16 protein-coding genes and 1 pseudogene are annotated in these 17,583 nt (G+C 70.7%); 12 read left to right on the forward strand and 5 right to left on the reverse strand.

What is annotated here, in order from left to right; genetic code table 11:
* Positions 1 to 31 precede the first annotated feature (31 nt).
* Positions 32 to 895, forward strand: coding sequence for an alpha/beta fold hydrolase (locus tag IEY95_RS27810; protein WP_189188904.1), 864 nt, complete (start codon positions 32 to 34; stop codon positions 893 to 895).
* Between the two features lie 31 nt (positions 896 to 926).
* Here IEY95_RS27810 and IEY95_RS27815 read toward each other — a convergent pair whose 3' ends face one another.
* Positions 927 to 1,133, reverse strand: a complete 207-nt coding sequence (locus tag IEY95_RS27815; protein WP_189188905.1) for a DUF5988 family protein — start codon at positions 1,131 to 1,133, stop codon at positions 927 to 929.
* 390 nt (positions 1,134 to 1,523) lie between these two features.
* Positions 1,524 to 3,482, reverse strand: a complete 1,959-nt coding sequence (locus IEY95_RS27820) for a glycoside hydrolase family 97 catalytic domain-containing protein (protein ID WP_189188906.1) — start codon at positions 3,480 to 3,482, stop codon at positions 1,524 to 1,526.
* A gap of 151 nt (positions 3,483 to 3,633) precedes the next feature.
* Between IEY95_RS27820 and IEY95_RS27825 the strand changes: the two genes are divergently transcribed.
* Positions 3,634 to 4,173, forward strand: a complete 540-nt coding sequence (locus tag IEY95_RS27825) for a GNAT family N-acetyltransferase (protein ID WP_189188907.1) — start codon at positions 3,634 to 3,636, stop codon at positions 4,171 to 4,173.
* A 140-nt stretch (positions 4,174 to 4,313) separates the two neighbouring features.
* A pseudogene (locus IEY95_RS49265) lies at positions 4,314 to 4,515 on the forward strand (LysR family transcriptional regulator); the annotation flags it as partial.
* Here IEY95_RS49265 and IEY95_RS27830 read toward each other — a convergent pair.
* The gene (locus IEY95_RS27830) at positions 4,478 to 5,431 is read right to left on the reverse strand and encodes a LysR family transcriptional regulator (RefSeq protein ID WP_189188908.1); all 954 of its coding nucleotides are present in this window, start codon (positions 5,429 to 5,431) and stop codon (positions 4,478 to 4,480) included. The pseudogene IEY95_RS49265 and the gene IEY95_RS27830 sit on opposite strands and share 38 nt — an antisense overlap.
* 66 nt (positions 5,432 to 5,497) lie before the next feature.
* On the opposite strand from IEY95_RS27830, the gene IEY95_RS27835 reads away from it, so the two are divergent.
* Positions 5,498 to 6,931, forward strand: a complete 1,434-nt coding sequence (locus IEY95_RS27835; protein WP_189188909.1) for an MFS transporter — start codon at positions 5,498 to 5,500, stop codon at positions 6,929 to 6,931.
* 204 nt (positions 6,932 to 7,135) lie between these two features.
* Positions 7,136 to 7,264, forward strand: coding sequence for a hypothetical protein (locus IEY95_RS50205; protein WP_268240522.1), 129 nt, complete (start codon positions 7,136 to 7,138; stop codon positions 7,262 to 7,264).
* A 168-nt stretch (positions 7,265 to 7,432) separates the two neighbouring features.
* On the opposite strand, the gene IEY95_RS27840 is transcribed toward IEY95_RS50205, so the two are convergent.
* The gene (locus tag IEY95_RS27840; protein ID WP_189188910.1) at positions 7,433 to 8,992 is read right to left on the reverse strand and encodes a purple acid phosphatase family protein; all 1,560 of its coding nucleotides are present in this window, start codon (positions 8,990 to 8,992) and stop codon (positions 7,433 to 7,435) included.
* A 142-nt stretch (positions 8,993 to 9,134) separates the two neighbouring features.
* Here IEY95_RS27840 and IEY95_RS27845 point away from each other — a divergent pair, with 142 nt between their 5' ends.
* The 3 genes from IEY95_RS27845 to IEY95_RS27855 all read left to right on the forward strand — a co-directional run bounded on the left by IEY95_RS27845 (position 9,135) and on the right by IEY95_RS27855 (position 12,024).
* A complete protein-coding gene (locus tag IEY95_RS27845; protein WP_189188911.1) occupies positions 9,135 to 10,178 on the forward strand; it encodes a 3-isopropylmalate dehydrogenase in 1,044 nt (347 codons plus the stop codon).
* A gap of 297 nt (positions 10,179 to 10,475) precedes the next feature.
* Positions 10,476 to 11,564, forward strand: coding sequence for a branched-chain amino acid aminotransferase (locus IEY95_RS27850; protein WP_189188912.1), 1,089 nt, complete (start codon positions 10,476 to 10,478; stop codon positions 11,562 to 11,564).
* A gap of 160 nt (positions 11,565 to 11,724) precedes the next feature.
* Positions 11,725 to 12,024: a hypothetical protein gene (locus IEY95_RS27855; RefSeq protein WP_189188913.1), complete on the forward strand. Its 300-nt coding sequence runs from the start codon at positions 11,725 to 11,727 to the stop codon at positions 12,022 to 12,024.
* On the opposite strand, the gene IEY95_RS27860 is transcribed toward IEY95_RS27855, so the two are convergent.
* Positions 11,961 to 13,403, reverse strand: a complete 1,443-nt coding sequence (locus tag IEY95_RS27860; RefSeq protein ID WP_189188914.1) for a cytosine permease — start codon at positions 13,401 to 13,403, stop codon at positions 11,961 to 11,963. The two genes, IEY95_RS27855 and IEY95_RS27860, sit on opposite strands and share 64 nt — an antisense overlap.
* Positions 13,404 to 13,547: 144 nt before the next feature.
* Between IEY95_RS27860 and ureA the strand changes: the two genes are divergently transcribed.
* The 4 genes from ureA to IEY95_RS27880 are packed head-to-tail and all read left to right on the forward strand — an operon-like array spanning position 13,548 to position 17,580.
* Complete coding sequence (ureA, locus tag IEY95_RS27865) at positions 13,548 to 14,240, forward strand: urease subunit gamma (protein ID WP_189188915.1); 693 nt, start codon at positions 13,548 to 13,550, stop codon at positions 14,238 to 14,240.
* Entirely contained in the window at positions 14,237 to 15,907 is a 1,671-nt protein-coding gene (locus IEY95_RS27870; protein WP_189188916.1) for an urease subunit alpha, read from the forward strand. The genes ureA and IEY95_RS27870 overlap by 4 nt, the downstream gene beginning before the upstream one ends.
* Before the next feature lie 25 nt (positions 15,908 to 15,932).
* On the forward strand, positions 15,933 to 16,970 hold the full coding sequence (locus IEY95_RS27875) for an agmatine deiminase family protein (protein WP_189188917.1): 1,038 nt from the start codon (positions 15,933 to 15,935) through the stop codon (positions 16,968 to 16,970).
* 19 nt (positions 16,971 to 16,989) lie between these two features.
* Positions 16,990 to 17,580 (forward strand): TetR/AcrR family transcriptional regulator, encoded by a 591-nt coding sequence (locus IEY95_RS27880; protein ID WP_189188918.1) that lies wholly within the window; start codon positions 16,990 to 16,992, stop codon positions 17,578 to 17,580.
* Positions 17,581 to 17,583: the final 3 nt, after the last annotated feature.

Raw genomic sequence — 17,583 nt, forward strand, 5'->3', positions numbered from 1 at the left:
GTTTTCATGTCCGCCCGGGCAGACTTGCCGCATGACCGGGACGCGGAGCGAGACGGTTGAGGCCGATGACGGGGCACGCCTGTGGGCGGCGAGATCGGGTCCCGGGGCGCCGCTGGTGCTGTGCCACGGCGGGCCCGGCCTGTGGGACATGTTCGCGGACGTGGCCGAGCTGCTGGCGGACGTGATCCCGGTCGTCCGCTGGGACCAGCGCGGGTGCGGGCGGTCGGAGCGATGCGCGGGACCCTGGACGAGCGAGCGTTTCGTCGCGGATCTGGACGCCGTCCGACGGCACTTCGGGCTGGAGCGGATGGCGCTCCTCGGTCACTCCTGGGGCGCCCAGCTGGCGTTGAGCTACGCGCTGGCCCACCCGCGGCGGGTGAGCGCACTCGTGTATGTCTCCGGTACGGGCATCGGCCCGGACGCGGACTGGTACCCCGCCTTCGTGGCCGACTTCCGCTCCAGGCTCGGCGGCCATCCCGAACGTCAGGCCCGCTGGCAGGAATTGACGGACCGGCCGCACCGGACCGAGAACGAGGACCGGGAGCGGGCGGTGCTCCAGTGGTCGATCGAGTTCGAGGACCGGGAGCGGGCACTGGAGCACGCCCGCCGTATGGCCGACCCGTGGTTCGGGATCGACGACGCGTGCAACCAGGCCCTCAACGAGGAACGGAAGCGTACCTGGGGCACGCCGGAGCTGTACGCCGCCTGCGCGTCCCTCGATGTGCCCGTGCTGATCGTCGACGGCGCCCGGGACATCCGGCCGCGCTCGGCGGTCGACTCGCTGGAGCGGGCGCTGCCACGGGTACGGCGGGTGATGCTGCCGGGGGCCGGGCACCTGCCGTGGGTGGAGGACCCGAAGGGCTTCCGGGAGGCGGTGACGGCGGCGGTGCGGTGATCAGCCGTCCCTCGCCGTGCCCGACGCGGCGCTACCCGGGGAACTCCGTCCGCTCCCACCACTCGTACACGGGCAGCCTGCCCTCCGGCGTCTCCGCGTGCCGTGGGGTCGCTCTGAAGTGTTCGTATCCATTGCGCAACTCGATCTTCACATCCGTTCCAGGGGGCGGGATCGGGACGATCCGTTCGGGCAGATCATCCGGGCCGCCCTCGAGCAGTGCTTTGGTCGTGTCGCTCATGACGCAACCGTTCCCCTTGCCGGAGCCGATGCCGCATGCCGCGCGGAGTATCAGTCGTGTGGGCGATCCGCCGCTCAGCCGTGGGCCGTCGTCAGGCCGGTCGAGGACGTCCCGCAGTGGCTCTCGTTGCAGCGAACCGTGGTCGTGCGGTCGTGGATCCGGGGCACGTTCATGAGCGGCTCCCCTGACCCCTGAAGCTCTCTTTGGTGGCGTCGGTGGTGCGTCACGCCTGCCCATGGCCATTCGGGTGAGCTTCAGGGGCTAGGTTCTGTCGTCAAATTCCCGTCGTCCGCCCGGAGGGCGGGCCCTGCGGCGTCAGGTGCGGCGAGAGTGCGTGCATGGCGTCGCGGGGCAGACGGGAATTTGACGACAGGGCCTAGCGGCGATGGATCAGTTCTCGCAGGTCGTACGGCCCACGTGCGCGCGGCAGGCGATCGCCGCGAAGCCGCCCTCCGCCGTCACCGGTACGGCGAGGATGTCGCCACCGCGTACGGCATGCGTCTCGCGCACCAGCCCCGACGGGCCGTCCGTCACCGTCTCCACCAGCCAGCGGCCGGCGCCCAGGCGGACCGGTACGTCGACCGTGTGGGCGGGGCCGGTGAACGTGCCGCCGATGAACCAGCGGCCGTCTGCGGCGCGTCGCGCGAGGACCGCCGAGCGGCCCGGGTCGCCGGCGAGCAGGCGTGTCTCCTCCCAGCGGGCGGGAAGCTGCTCCAGGTAGCGGCGGGCCTCGGGGCGCGCGTCGTACGACTCGGGGGTTCCGGAGAGGTTCTGGATCCCGGACTCGTAGAGGACCGTCAGGCCCAACTCGCCGGCGTCGGAAGCGACGTTGGGGCGGTACGGGCGGTGGAAGGCGCCGGGCGTGAAGTCCATGGAGCCGATGACATTGCGGGTGAAGGGCAGCGAGGCCAACTGCTCCGGGGTGTTCGTGCGCTTCTCCTCGCCTCCGACGCCCTCCATCGTCATGACCTGCGGCCAGGTGCGCTGAATGCCCTTGGGGATCGTCGAGCCGTGGAAGTTCACCATGAGGTGGTGGCGGGCGGTGGACTCCAGCACCTCGTCGTACCAGCGCATCCGTTCCTGGGACTCCGAGTCCATGAAGTCGATCTTCACGCCCTTGACGCCCCAGCTCTCCAGAGTGGAGAGCCACTTCTCGCGCTCGGCGGGGTCGGTGAGCAGGCTGTAGTGCAGCCAGACGTGGATGCCGACACCCTTGGCCGCCGCGTAGCGCACCAGTTCCGGCATCCAACTGTCCGTCTGCCAGTCGGGATCGACCACGTCCCAGGCGTCCGTCTTGAAGTACCAGCCCGCGTCCACGACTTCGTACGGCCAGCCGCGCTCGGTCGCGTAGTCCACGTACTTCTCCTGGGCCGCCAGGCTCTGGCCGGCCTCCTTGCCGCCCGCCAGCCAGGTCCACAGGGCCGGGCCCGGTTTGATCCAGGAGGTGTCGCGGACGCGGGACGCCGGGGCGAGGTCGTCCACGAAGGTCGACTCGGTGACGGTCGCGAGATCGCCGGTGACGAGCGCGCGCCAGGGGGTGATGAGCGCGCCGGACGTCTGGACCGGCTCGTCGTTCCAGAGGCTCAGGCCGTACGTCGGCGAGTCCGCCGTGTGCGTCAGTTGAGCGCCCGCGTAGCTGCCATCGACGTCCGACTCGGCGATCAGGGCGTAACCGCCGGGCGTTTGGAAGAGTGCCTGCATCATGTACGCGCCCGTCGGAGCCGTCGCGGCCGAGTCGTAGCGCGAGAAGCGGAGTTCGTTGTCCGCGCGGTAGCCGCCGAGGAGGGCGTTCGAGCCGGCGGGGAGGGTGAAGGCCGAGGTCTCGCGCAGCACGTTGCCGTCGGCCCCCGGCAGGACATAGCGGTAGGCGACACCGTCCGGGGCGACCCGGGTCACCAGGTCGAGCCGGGCGCCGGCCGCTGTGCGGAAGCGGAAACGGGCCTCGGTCATATGGACAACGCGCATGCGGGACTTGCCCGTTGGGCTCGTGTAGTGCTCGGTGACCGTGCGGTCGGAACGTCCGGCGTAGGTCAGCCCCCGGGAGAAGTCGGCCTGTTCGGTGACGAGGCCGACCGGGGAGGGCTCCAGGACCGTTGCGCCGTCACGTCTCACCGCGAGCGTCGCGTGCCCGTCGGCGGGATCGAGTGCCACGACCGCCGTCGGGGAGCCGTGGGGTCCCCTCACTTCCCAGGCCGCTGCGCTCGGCGCGGCGGCGTCGGCGCGGGTCGGCAGCGCGGTGGCGGCGGTGGCGAGCAGGGCGGAGCAGAGCGTCAACACGATGGTGCGGGCACGCAAGGGGGCCGAGCGGGCCCGCAACTGGGCCGAGCGGGCCCGTAATTGGACCGACATTTGGCACTCTCCTTCTCACAGTCATCCGATGATTGTGAGGGTGGAGGGGGTCGGTGGGGCTGTCAAGGTGTCTCACAGGATCAGAGGTAGGAGCAATCAGCGATGCACCCGATCCGCTCCTGCACCGGAGAGGGCCGTGAATACTGGGCCGATGACCACCCGACTGCGCACCGCCCACACGGCGGACCTCACCCCCGCCGAACTCCGTGCGGCCCACGACCTCCTGGACGACGCCTTCGACGGGGACTTCAGCGACGAGGACTGGGACCACGGGCTCGGCGGCATCCACGTCCTGGTGCACGACGAAGGCGGTCTCGCGGCCCATGGCTCGGTGATCCAGCGGCGCGTCCTGCACCGCGGCCGCTCGCTGCGCGTCGGGTACGTGGAGGCGGTCGGGGTACGTGCCGATGTGCGCCGCACGGGCCTCGGCGGACGGGTGATGACCGAGCTGGAGCGGATCGTCGAGGGCGCGTACGGGCTCGGGGCGCTCTCCGCGAGCGAGGCGGGAGCCGCCCTGTACGCGGCCCGGGGCTGGCAGGTCTGGCCGGGCCGGATCTGCGCGCTCGGCCCGGACGGCATCGTGCGGCTGCCGGAGGAGGAGGGCACCACCTTCGTGCGCCTCGCGTCGGCCGGTCCCCTCGACCCGGCGCACGAGCTGATCTTCGACTGGCGTGACGGAGACGTGCTCTGACGCTGCCTCGGGTGACCGCGCCGACCGGTCACACGGACGCGCGCCGGACGATTGCCGGTGTTGCCGCCGCGGAGCATCAACAGGAAAGCGCCCACGATCCGTTCGAAGCCGACGACCACCGTCTCGTCGACAGCGAGCCGATGGTGAGCAGTGGTCTCGGAATGGCCATCATGCCCGCGCTGTCCCTCACAAGTGCACCGCTCACCACCGAGATCACCGATCTCGGTCCGGGGGCGCCCGACCCGATCCGTCGGGTACGTCACCACGCCGGAGCTCGCCACGACGGTCGCGGTACGGGCGCTGATCAGGGAGCTGCGGGCGCTGCACCCGCGGCGGGGGTGATCCGGGCGGCCACCCGCTCCAACGCCCCCCGCAACCACCGATGTGCCGGATCCGCGTCGAGCCGCACATGCCACGCCTGCCCGGACGGGATCAACGGCAGGTCCAGCGGGATGTCCAGCACCGCGAGCGGCATCACGCGCGAGGCCTCCTGCGCGACCTCCGACGGCACCAGCGCCAGCGCGTCCGTGCGCAGGGCGAAGAAGCAGGCCGCGCCGTAGGTCGGCGCGGTGGCCAGGACGTCGCGGTGCAGGCCGAGCTCGCCCAGGCGGTCGTCCACGACGCTGCGTGCGCGGCCGCGCCGGGTCACCGTGATGTGCGGCAGCGCGGCGAATCGGTCCGGTGTCAGCGGCTCGCGCGCGAACTCCGCGTCGCCCCGCGCCACCGCCACCATGCGGTGCTCGTGCAGCGCGGAGCAGCGTACGTCGTGCGGCAGCGGATCCGGCAACTCACCGACGTCCAGGTCGACATGGGTGCGCAGATCGGCCGGGTCCTCCTCGCCCTCCGGCAGCAGCCGCAGCCGTACGCCGGGCGCCTCCCGGGCGGCCAACTCCAGCAGTGGGGCGCCCAGGGACATGGCGACCCCGTCGTTCGTGCGGATCCTGAACTCCCTTTGCAGGGTGGCGAGGTCCACCTCGCGCGGCGGCCGCAGCGCTGCCACCGCGGCCGCGAGCGCCGCCTGTACCCGGGGCTGCATATCGTGCGCGCGCGGCGTGAGCGTCAGGCCCCGGCCCGACGGTACGAGGAGCGGGTCGCCGACCACCCGGCGCAGCCGGCCGAGGGTGCGGCTCATCGCCGAGGGAGACACGTTCAGCTCGGCCGCCGCGCCCGCGACGCTGCCCGAGCGGAGCAGGGCGTCGAGGGCCGGAAGGAGGTTCATGTCCGGGAGAGGTGCCGCCACGTCCGATGACTGCTGCATGAGACGCAATTCTGCATGAAGCAATCGGACCTTGTGTGCAGCAATGGCCGCCCCGAATCTGGACCCATGATGGATTCGCGCCGGCGCGGCACCGCGCTCCTGGTCGCGGGCTGCTTCTTCATGGAGATGCTGGACGGCACGATCGTGTCGACAGCCGCCCCGCAGATAGCCCACGACCTGCACACCACTCCTGCCTCCGTGGGCCTGATCATCACGGCCTACCTCGTCACCCTCGCCGTCCTCGTCCCGCTCTCCGGCTGGCTCACCGCTCGCTTCGGGCCACGCCGCGTCTTCCTCGCCGCGATCGCGGTCTTCACCCTCGCCTCGCTGGCCTGCGCCGTCGCGCCCAACCTCGGCGTCCTCGTCGGGATGCGCGTCCTGCAGGGCATCGGCGGCGCGATGATGGTGCCGGTCGGCCGCCTCATCGTCCTGGCAGGCACCGCCAAGCAGGACCTGCCGCGCGCGGTCGCCTACATCGTGTGGCCCGGGCTCGCCGCCCCGGTCGTCGCGCCCCTGCTCGGTGGCCTGATCACGACGTACGCCTCCTGGCACTGGATCTTCCTCCTGAACGTGCCCCTCGGCGCCCTCGCCCTCCTCGTCGCGCGCCGTCTGATCGCACCGGGCACGCCAGGGGAGACGGCGCCGCTCGACGTAACCGGCGTCCTGCTCACCTGCACCGGGCTCGCGGCTCTGACCTGGACCGCGCACCTGGTCTCCGAGACCCGGGGCACCCCGGCGGAGGCGGCCGTGACCGGCGCGATCGCCGTCGTCGCCCTCGTGGCTGCGGTACGGCATCTGCTCCGTGCCCCGAACCCGCTGGTCAACCTCCGCACCCTGGACGTCCCGTCCTTCCGGGCCTCGGCGCTCGACGGCTCGCTCTACATGGCGGTCGTCTCCGCCATCCCCTTCCTGCTGCCGCTGCTCTTCCAGGAGGTCTTCGGCTGGAGCGCGGTGAAGTCGGGCGCGGTCGTGCTCTTCGTCTTCGTCGGCAACATCGGGATCAAGCCCGCGACGACGTACCTGATCAACCGGTTCGGTTTCCGGCCGCTGCTGATCGTCTCCACGCTGGGGCTCGCGGGCGCGACCGCGGGATGTGCGCTGTTCACCGCGGCGACGCCGGTCTCGGTGATCGCGGTCGTCGCGGCGCTCGGCGGTGCGGCTCGCTCGGTCGGGCTCAGCGGCTACGCGACGATCGCCTTCAGCGAGACCCCGCAGGAGCGGCTGCGCGACGCCAACGCTCTCTTCGCGACCTCCCATCAACTGGCCGCCGGCCTGGGCGTCGCCATCGTCACGGTCGCCCTGCGCGGGGGCGCGGCGCTGACGGACGACCCGCGCTCGGCGTACGCCGTCGCGTTCGTGGCGCTCGGTCTGCTCTGCCTTCTGCCGACTGCGGGCGCCCTCCGTCTGCACCAGACGGCGGGTGACGCCGTTCGGACAGTCGCCGCAGGTCAGGAGCGTGTGCCCCGATCCACCGTCTCAGATAGTAGGAAGTCCGAGTAATTGTGGAGACAGATGCCCGCTCCTCGCCTAGTTTTGTAGGAGCCGAACGTCTCGCTCGACCCAGCGAATGGCGGTCGTGAGCCGGAGCCCCTGGCAGGCAACCCCTGCGGCACCGCTCCCCGCCCCTTCCGGCGTCTCGTAAATTCCTCACCGCACTTCCGGCTGCCCTTCCCGGGCCTCTCGGAGGCAAGGAGTCGATTCATCATGGCCGAGACGACCGTCCGCCGAGTCCGTCACATCTCCCGTTCGAGCGAGTCCGACCGCAAGAACGCCGCCGCCGCGCTCCAGCGCGCCCTCGACCGCAGGGACAACGGCGGCGCGACGGGGCACTGACCCGTCGCACCCCCTCACATACCGGGAGCCGCACCCGTACGGGGTGCGGCGCGAGGCATCCTGCCCCGCGCCGCACCTCGGAGTGCTGAGTCTGCGCGCTCGTGCCTCGGCGGCCCTGCCCCGAGCCGCATCCCGGAGCGCTGAGTCTCCGTGCCGCGCCTCGGCGGCTCACGCTCCGCGCCGCACCTCGAAGTAGTCGATGCGCTTTCCGCTCTGCGCGAGCGCCGACACCTTGAGCTTGGGTGACGTGCCCGCCTCCGCCTCCACCGAGAGGAAGGAGAATCCGGTGTACCGCACCCGTGACCACTCCACTGTGTCCGGCCTCTGGTGCTGCGACTTCGTCCAGTGGAAGGTCTCGATGGACTCGCGGTGCGTGACCTTGCCCTCGTAGCTGTCCTTCACCCCGGCGGGGAACCGGTACAGGCTCTTGCCCGCCCCGCCCGCCGTGACGTACACGATCCCGTCCCGTGTCGGATCGGTCGACGCGCCGACCGGCACCTGCTTGCCCACCTTGCCGCCCTGGATGGCGTCGGTGCGCTCGTACACGTGGTTGTGCCCGTTGATCACCAGGTCCACCTGGTGCTTGGCGAACAGCGGCAGCCAGGCGTCCCGCACGCCCCCGTCGGAGGCATGCGTCGACGTCGAGTACGTGCAGTGGTGGAAGAAGACGACGATGAAGTCGACCGTCTTGCGCAGTTCTCCGAGCCGCTTGTCGAGCCAGGCCGTCTGCTTGCCGTCCGTGTAGCCCTTGTTGGCGGGGATCTCGTACGACACGTCGTTCGCGTCCAGCGCCACGATCCCGACATTGCCGTACGTGAACGAGTAGACGCCCGGCGCGTTGCGCGCGTCGAAGCCGTTGTCCGGGAGGGTCCAGCGTGCCGACTGGCCCCCGTACCCGTTCGGCGAGTACCACGCCTCCATGTCGTGGTTGCCGGTCGTCACCATCCATGGCACCGACTTCGCCACCGACTCGGTCTGCTTGAGGAACAGGTCCCAGGCGCTGGGATCGTAGACGTCGGAGTCCTTGCCGACGCCGACCGAGTCCGCGTAGCAGATGTCGCCCGCGTGCAGATGGAAGGACGGATGCCGGCCGAGGAGCACCTTGTCGTTGGCGAGTGCGTCGGGGGTGACGCCCTGGTCGCCGAAGGCGGTGAACACGAACGTCCCGGGACTGGCGGGCGCCGTACGGAAGGAGCCGATCGTGGAGTGCCGCTCCCGGGACGTGGGATCGAATCCCTCGTGGCCGACGCCGTAGTAGTACGTCGTTCCGGGGCGCAGGCCGTCGAGCGCCGCGTGCAGGTAGTACTGGTCCAGCGCGAACCGCTGCCCCGCGAGTCCCGGCGTGTGCAGATCGCGGACCTCGGCCTCGATCTTCCGGCTCAGGCCCCAGGGCGTCAGCCCCACACGCACATACGGCTTCTTGACCGCGAACGGCACCTGCCAGGAGATCCGCATCTGGGTCTTGGGGTCCGCGCCGAAGGCGAGGTGGCGACCGAAGGGCGCGACGACGGAGCCGGGTACGCGGCTGGTGGCGGGGCTCGGCGTCGTGGTGGACGTGCGCGTCGACGCCCCCGAGGCGCAACCTGCCAGCAGCCCGCCGCCCGCGAACGCGCCCGCCGTCACCAGCGCGCGGCGCCGCGTGAGCTTCGTCCGCAGATACTCGTGCTGCTCCGCCATGCTCATACCGCGCGCGAGCTGCTCGGGAATGCCGACGTCAGGGGTGTCCATGACTGGGAACTTCCCAGCACGCCCCAACAACCGCCACACATAAGGGTGAACACAGCCTTACGAGTGTCCTCCGCGACACTCCGCCATGTCCGTATGGCGGACACCGCGTGTCATCCCATGGGACAAGGAGTACGGTGCGGTCATGTCTCGCAGCATCAATCTCGCAGTGATTCCCGGTGACGGCATCGGCCAGGAGGTCGTGGCCCAGGGGCTCAAGGTCCTCTCCGCCGTCCTTCCGCAGGATGTGAAGCTGGAGACCAAGGAGTTCGACTTCGGCGCCAAGCGGTACCACGCCACCGGTGAGACCCTCACCGAGGCGGACCTGGACGCCCTGAAGCAGCACGACGCGATCCTGCTCGGCGCGATCGGCGACCCCTCGGTCCCGTCCGGTGTTCTGGAGCGCGGTTTCCTGCTGAAGCTCCGCTTCGCCTTCGACCACCACGTCAACCTGCGTCCCTCGAAGCTGTTGCCGGGCGTCGCCACCCCGCTGGCCGGCCAGCCGGAGATCGACTTCGTCGTGGTCCGCGAGGGCACCGAGGGTCCGTACACCGGCAACGGCGGCACCATCCGCAAGGGCACCGAGCACGAGGTCGCCACCGAGGTCTCCGTGAACACGGCCTTCGGTGTCGAGCGCGTGGTCCGCGACGCCTTCGCCCGCGCCCAGGCCCGCCCGCGCAAGAAGCTGACGCTGGTCCACAAGAACAACGTGCTGACCTTCGCGGGCCACCTGTGGACGAACGTCTTCAACAAGGTGGCCAAGGAGTTCCCCGAGGTCACCACGGACTACATCCACGTGGATGCCGCGACGATCTACCTCGTCACGGACCCCGCCCGCTTCGACGTGATCGTCACCGACAACCTCTTCGGCGACATCATCACCGACCTCGCCGCGGCCGTCTCCGGCGGCATCGGCGTCGCCGCCTCCGGCAACATCAACCCGAGCGGCGAGTTCCCCTCGATGTTCGAGCCCGTGCACGGCTCGGCGCCCGACATTGCGGGCCAGGGCAAGGCCGACCCCAGTGCCACCGTCCTGTCGGTCGCCCTCCTGCTGCGCCACCTCGGCTACGAGGCCGAGGCCGCCCGCATCGAGGCCGCGGTCTCCGCCGACCTCGCGGAGCGCGTCGGGCAGCCCGCCCGTACGACCGACGAAATCGGCGACGCGCTCGCCGTACGAGTAGCCGGCTGACCTTCCCCCACTGCCTTAAGGGCGTGGGGGGACCCCCACGCCACTTACGTCTCGTAGTAGCCGCCGGGTCGCATCCGCACCCGGCGGCTTTCCTATGCCCTCGCCGGGTGCCACCATCAAGCCCTGGGCAATCCCATGGGGCCGCATTCACGCTGTTTTCGTCCACGGTCCTCCGCGCGCGATAATCGAACGCGGAGCCGCGGAATGAGGGAATGCTCGGACGTCCTAACACTGGCCACTGGCAGTTATGGGCGTGAGCGCGGCCCGTCACACACAACCGGTGAAGGACAACCACTCATGACGCAGCCCACGATCGAGCTCAAGCCCTCCGCCACTCCGCTGTCCTCCGCGGAGCGGGAGGCGATCCTGGCCAACCCCGGGTTCGGCCGCCACTTCACCGACCACATGGTGACGATCAAGTGGACGGAGGGCCGCGGTTGGCACGACGGCCAGCTCGTTCCGTACGGCCCGCTCTCGCTCGACCCGGCGAACATGACCCTGCACTACGCGCAGGAGATCTTCGAGGGCCTCAAGGCCTACCGCCAGCCCGACGGCTCCGTCGCCACCTTCCGCCCGGACAAGAACGCCAAGCGCTTCCAGGCCTCCGCCCGCCGGCTCGGCATGCCGGAGCTGCCGGTGGAGACGTTCATCGAGGCCTGCGACGTGCTGGTCCAGCAGGACCGCGCCTGGGTCCCGGCGCACGGCGGCGAGGAATCCCTCTACCTTCGCCCCTTCATGATCGCGACCGAGGTCGGCCTGGGCGTGAAGCCCGCCAACGAGTACCTCTTCCTCGTCATCGCCTCGCCCGCGGGCGCGTACTTCGCGGGCGGCGTGAAGCCGGTCTCCATCTGGCTGTCCGAGGACCGCGTGCGTGCCGTCCCCGGCGGTATGGGCGACGCCAAGACGGGCGGCAACTACGCGGCCTCTCTCCTCGCCCAGGCCGAGGCCGCGGCGAAGGGCTGCGACCAGGTCTGCTACCTCGACGCGGTCGAGCACAAGTGGGTCGAGGAACTCGGCGGCATGAACCTGTACTTCGTGTACGGCGACAAGATCATCACCCCGTCCCTCACCGGCTCCATCCTGGAGGGCGTCACCCGCGACTCCCTGCTCACCGTCGCCCGCGACCTCGGCTACGAGTCCGAGGAGGGCCGCGTCTCCATCGACCAGTGGCAGCGCGACGCGGAGAACGGCACCCTGACCGAGGTCTTCGCCTGCGGCACCGCCGCCGTCATCACGCCCGTCGGCACGGTCAAGCGCACCGCCACCGAGTGGCAGCAGTCGGGCGGCGAGCCCGGCAAGGTCACCCTGAGGCTGCGCGAGGCACTGCTGGACATCCAGCGAGGTGTCACCTCGGACGAGCACGGGTGGATGCATCCGCTGGGCTGAGGTGAGCGGAACGGGGTCCGCGCCGGTGCACACCGGCGCGACCCCGTTTTTACGCCCCGGGCCTGAACGGCTCTGTGTGCCAGACCGCCTCTCTCATCCGGCACCCCCAAGTTCCGTTCCCCCAGCGGCCGTTGCACGTCGAGCCGCCGCTCAGGGTTCTGTGCCTGATCGCCCGCCCGGGGATCGGGAGGTCCTGGCCGTAGAGCTCGAGAAGGAGCGGCTCGGCAGCGCCCTCGAGGAACTGCGGCGCGACGGGCTGATCGAACTCGGCTGGGTCGGCGGCGAGACCGGGCGTGATCTGCGGGCCGTACTCCGCCCCGGCCACGGACCCTGGCACGTCTTGCACTTCATCGGACACGGCGGCCTCGACCGAGTGGCCAAGGAAGGCACCCTGCGTTACGACGCGGCCGAAGCCCGCTGGTGCTCCGTGTCCGACGACTCGGACGACACCGACGCCTGAGCCGTCCGCGTGCTCAACGCCAGATAGACGAGACCGCCAACGACGCCCGACAGTACGAAGCTGCAGTCCACCCCGCCCGTCAGCGACAGCAGTGGACCCTCGTACGAGGGGAGCGACACCGCCAGCAGGCCTGTGCATGCGCCGAGGGTCCATGACACCACGGCCTGGATGTTCCAGCCGCCGCGGTACCAGTAGATGCCGCCCCGCGAGCGGCGGTTGAAGACCTGGAGGGCGTCCGGGTCGTAGACGCCGCGGCAGCGGGCGAAGCCGATGAGGGTGATGACGGCCCAGGGGGTGCCGATCGCGGTCAGCAGGAGCACGAAGGACGTCATCGCGGACTGCGCGTTCCAGGCGTAGTGGCCGACGAAGACGCACACCGTGGCGACGACGGCGACGGTGTAGGTGGCACGGGCGCGCGAGGCGCGGGGCAGGATGGCGTCGAGGTCGAGGCCCATGGAGTAGAGCATCAGACCCGCGTTGCCGACCGAGCCCGCGGAGGCGGCGAGCAGGAGCGGGATCAGGTACCAGGTGGGGGAGGCGGAGACCAGCGGCCCCGCGTAGTCGAGGGCCGCGCGGGCCGCGTACGCCGTGAAGGTGCCGAAGAGCTGAGGGACGAGGAGACCGGCGATCAGACCCAGCCAGGTGGCGTGCAGGACGGTGCGGGAGGAGTGGCGGGCCGGGGAGATGTAGCGCGTGTAGTCGCCGAGGAGGGTGATGAACGCGATGGGGCCCGACAGGCCGGCCGCCACCGCCGCCAGCAGCCAGGTCGGCCAGAAGGAGCCGAGCAGATAGCCGCCGGTCTCCGGGAGCGCGGAGGTGGTGAAGTGCGGGGCGTACGCGATCACGCCCACGACCAGCAGGGCCGTCATGCCGATCGCCAGGACACGGGACATCGCGAGCAGCACCCGGTAGCCGTACACGGCGCCTGCCACGGTCGCCGCGGCGAGCAGCCCGTAGACCACCGCGTACGAGACTCCCGACACCGGCAGTCCGAACAGGCGGTTCAGGACGCCCACCATCACGTCGCCGCCGATCCACACGGTCAGCGCGGTGTAGCCGAGTGCGAGGAGCAGGCCGACGACCGAGCCGACCAGGCGGCCGCGTACGCCGAACTGGGCGCCGGAGGAGGTGGAGAGGTTCGTCGCGGTGCGGAGCGACACCAGGGCCAGCGGTGCCGTGAGCGCCGTGCCGATCACCGTGCCCGCCACGATCGCGCTCACCGATGCCCACCAGCCGAGCCCGAAGGACGGCGGCAGCCAGCCGAAGATGATCACGCCGAGACAGAGGTTGGAGCCGAGCAGGATCGACACGAGGTCGCGCGGCCCGCTGGTGCGCTCCTCGTCGGGGATGGTGTCGACTCCGCGCTGTTCTATCGGCATGGCTGGTCTCCTTCGACGGCCGCCTGAGGGTTAGAGCGACGTTCAATGTGACGTCTTGGAAGGTCGCCCGTCAATGTTTCCGTTTCATGAATCTGCCGTTTAGAGTGATGCTCTAAAGCGAGGAAGGCAAGGAGGTGTCGTGGCGTGAGACTGACTCCCACGGAGCGTGACCGGCTGCTGCTGTTCTCGGCCGCCGAACTGGCCCGGGCCCGCAAGGCGCGCGGCCTCCGGCTCAATGTGCCGGAGGCGACCGCGCTCATCGCGGACACCGTCTGCGAGGCCGCGCGCGACGGGCGCAGGCTGGCGGAGGCCATCGAGGCGGCCCGGTCCGTGCTCGGCCCCGACGACGTACTGCCGGGCGTCGCCGACGTCGTCACCGAGGTGCACGTCGAGGCGGTCTTCGACGACGGTTCACGGCTCGCGGTCGTCAGCGACCCCCTCGGTGGCGGCCTCGGGGACCGGGCTCCCGGCGCGCTGCTGCCGGGTCCGGAGCACACCGAGCCCGAGGCGGCCGTACGGCTCCTCGTGCGGAACACGGCCACCGTGCCCGTCTCCGTCACGTCCCACTTCCACTTCTTCGAGGCCAACCCGCGGCTCGACTTCGACCGGGCGGCGGCCTACGGCATGCGGCTCGCCGTGCCCGCCGGTTCGTCCGTCCGCTTCGGGCCCGGCGAGAGCGTCGAGGTCGGGCTGCTGCCCATCGGCGGCGAGCGGATCGCGATCGGGTTCGCCGGTCTGGTCGACGGGCCGCTGGACGCGCCGGGGGCGAAGGAAGAGGCCCTGCGCAGGGCCGCCGCCTGCGGATATCTCGGAACCGAGGGAGCTGGGCAACGATGAATCCCTACGAGTACGCCGCCACCCACGGTCCGCGTGCGGGCGACCGGGTCCGCCTGGGCGACTCGGGGCTGACGATCCGCGTCGAGTCCGACGCCCAGAAGCCGGGTGACGAGTTCCTCGCCGGCTTCGGCAAGACCGCGCGCGACGGGCTGCACCTCAAGGCCGCCGCCGTCCGTGAGACCTGTGACGTCGTCATCAGCAATGTGGTGGTGATCGACGCGGCGCAGGGGATTCGCAAGGTCTCCCTCGGCATCCGCGAGGGGCGGATCTGTGCCATCGGGCGGGCCGGGAACCCCGACACCCTCGACGGCGTCGACGTCGTGGTCGGCACGGGCACGTCCATCGTGTCGGGCGAGGGGCTCATCGCCACCGCCGGAGCCGTCGACACGCATGTCCACCTGCTGTCGCCGCGCGTCATGGAGGCCTCGCTCGCCTCCGGCGTGACAACGATCATCGGCCAGGAGTTCGGCCCGGTGTGGGGCGTCGGGGTCAATTCGCCCTGGGCGCTGCGCCACGCCTTCAGCGCCTTCGACGCCTGGCCGGTCAACATCGGCTTCCTGGGCCGGGGTTCCTCCTCCAGTGACGCGCCCCTGGTCGAGGCCCTCGCCGAGGGCGGCGCGAGCGGCTTCAAGGTCCACGAGGACATGGGGGCCCACACCCGCGCTCTCGACACCGCGCTGCGGGTCGCCGAGGAACACGACGTCCAGGTCGCCCTGCACAGCGACGGACTGAACGAATGCCTGTCCGTCGAGGACACGTTGCGGGTCCTCGAAGGCCGCACCATCCACGCCTTCCACATCGAGGGCTGCGGCGGCGGTCACGTGCCGAATGTGCTGAAGATGGCGGGAGTCGCGAACGTCATCGGCTCCTCCACCAACCCGACCCTGCCCTTCGGCCGGGACGCGGTCGCCGAGCACTACGGGATGATCGTCTCCGTCCACGATCTGAAGACCGATCTGCCGGGCGACGCGGCCATGGCCCGTGACCGGATCCGGGCCGGCACGATGGGCGCCGAGGACGTGCTGCACGACCTGGGCGCGATCGGCATCACCTCGTCCGACGCGCAGGGCATGGGGCGGGCGGGCGAGACCGTACGCCGGACCTTCGCGATGGCCGGAAAGATGAAGGCCGAGATCGGGGCCCCCGAGGACCACGACAACGAACGCGTCCTGCGCTACATGGCGAAGCTGACCATCAACCCCGCCATCGCACACGGCCTCGCCCACGAGGTCGGCTCCCTCGAGGTCGGCAAGCTCGCCGACATCGTGCTGTGGCGGCCCGAGTACTTCGGCGCCAAGCCACAGCTCGTGCTGAAGTCCGGCTTCCCGGCGTACGGAGTCGTCGGCGACCCCAACGCCGCCACCGACACCTGCGAACCCCTCGTCCTGGGGCCGCAGTTCGGGGCGCACGGCGCGACACCCGCCGAGATCTCGGTGGCCTTCGTCGCGCAGGCGGCGCTCGACCAGGGCAACGACCGCATGCCGACGCGCCGCCGGCGGGTCGCCGTGCGCGGCACCCGCGGTATCGGCCCGGCCGACCTGCGGCTCAACTCCCGCACCGGAGCGGTCGACGTCGACCAGCGCACGGGCCTGGTCACCCTCGACGGCGAACCGCTGCGCTCCGAACCCGCCGACTCCGTGTCCCTCAATCGTCTGTACTTCTTGTAATCGTCACAGCCTGTAAGGATCACCCATGTCTGCTGCCGCCGACGGCTTCCGAATGCCCGCCGAGTGGACCCCGCACGAGCGCACCTGGATGGCGTGGCCGGGCTCCAACCCCACCTTCGACAGCCCCGAGGACCTCGCCGAGTCGCGGGCGGCCTGGGCGGCGGTGGCCCGTACGGTCCGCCGCTTCGAGCCGGTCACGGTCGTGTGCGGTCCGGGACAGTCTCAGGAGGCCGCCGAGCTCCTCGGCGCCGACATCGACACCGTCGAGCGGGAACTCGACGACGCCTGGATGCGTGACATCGGCCCCACCTTCCTCACCAACGGGAAGGGTGAACTCGCCGCGGTGGACTGGACGTTCAACGGCTGGGGCGCCCAGGACTGGGCCCGCTGGGAGCACGACTCCAAGATCGGCGCCCATGTCTCCGACCTCGCCGGAGCACGGACGTACGCCTCGAAACTGGTCAACGAGGGCGGCGCGATCCACGTCGACGGCGAGGGCACCGTGCTGCTCACCGAGACCGTGCAGCTCGGCCCCGAGCGCAACCCCGACTGGACCCGCGAGCAGGTCGAGGCGGAGATCCATGCCCAGCTCGGCACCAGCAAGGCGATCTGGCTGCCCCGCGGTCTGACCGGCGACTACCCTCCGTACGGCTTCGGCACGCTCGGCCATGTCGACATCGTCGCCGCCTTCGCGCGCCCCGGCGTGATCGTCGCGCACTCCCAGCAGGACCCGGCGCACCCCGACCACGAGGTCAGCAAGGAGGTCATCGGGCTGCTCGGTGCGCAGACCGACGCGCGCGGCCGCCGTATCGAGGTCGTCGAGATCCCCGCCCCGACCGTGCTGGAGGCCGACGGCCACTGGGCCGACTACTCGTATATCAACCACTACCTCTGCAACGGCGGCGTGGTGCTCTGCGGCTTCGACGACCCGCGCGACGAGATCGCGGCCGGGATCTTCCGCCGGCTGTTCCCGGAGCGGACGGTGACGCTGGTGGACGCACGTACGATCTTTGCGGGCGGCGGTGGCATCCACTGCATCACCCAGCAGCAGCCGAAGGTCTGAGGAACGACAGGAGTCACGGATGGCCGGTGCGCGAAAGAACGCGCCTCCGCGGGAGGACGTGCTCGCCGCCGCCATGAACATGATCGCCGAACGCGGTCTGGAGAAGCTGACCATGGCGGCGCTCGGCCGAGAGGTCGGCATGAGCAGCGGCCATCTCCTCTACTACTTCCACTCCAAGGACGAGCTGCTGCTGCAGACCCTGGAGTGGAGCGAGGGCCGTCTCGGCGCCGAGCGGAGCCGACTGCTGGCCGCGCGGGGAACCGCCCGCGAGCGCCTCGACGCGTATGTCGACCTGTACGTCCCCGACGGTCACCGCGACCCGCACTGGACGCTCTGGCTGGAGGTCTGGAACCGCTCGCAGAACGCGGACGAGGACGCCCGCGAGCGACAGGTCGCCATCGAGGGCGCCTGGCACCGGGACCTGGTGGCGCTGCTCGCCGAGGGCGTCTCGCGCGGCGAGTTCCGCGTGGTCGACCCGGACCGTTTCGCCGCCCGGCTGCGCGCGCTCCTCGACGGGTTCGCGATCCATGTGGCCATCGGTCTGCGCGGTACCGATCGTGGCCAAATCCTCTCCCACGTAAGGGAGTTCCTCGACGAGTCACTCGGCTGACGG

Origin of the sequence: Streptomyces albiflavescens (assembly GCF_014645835.1) — a bacterium.
GTDB classification, from domain to species: Bacteria; Actinomycetota; Actinomycetes; order Streptomycetales; family Streptomycetaceae; genus Streptomyces; species Streptomyces albiflavescens.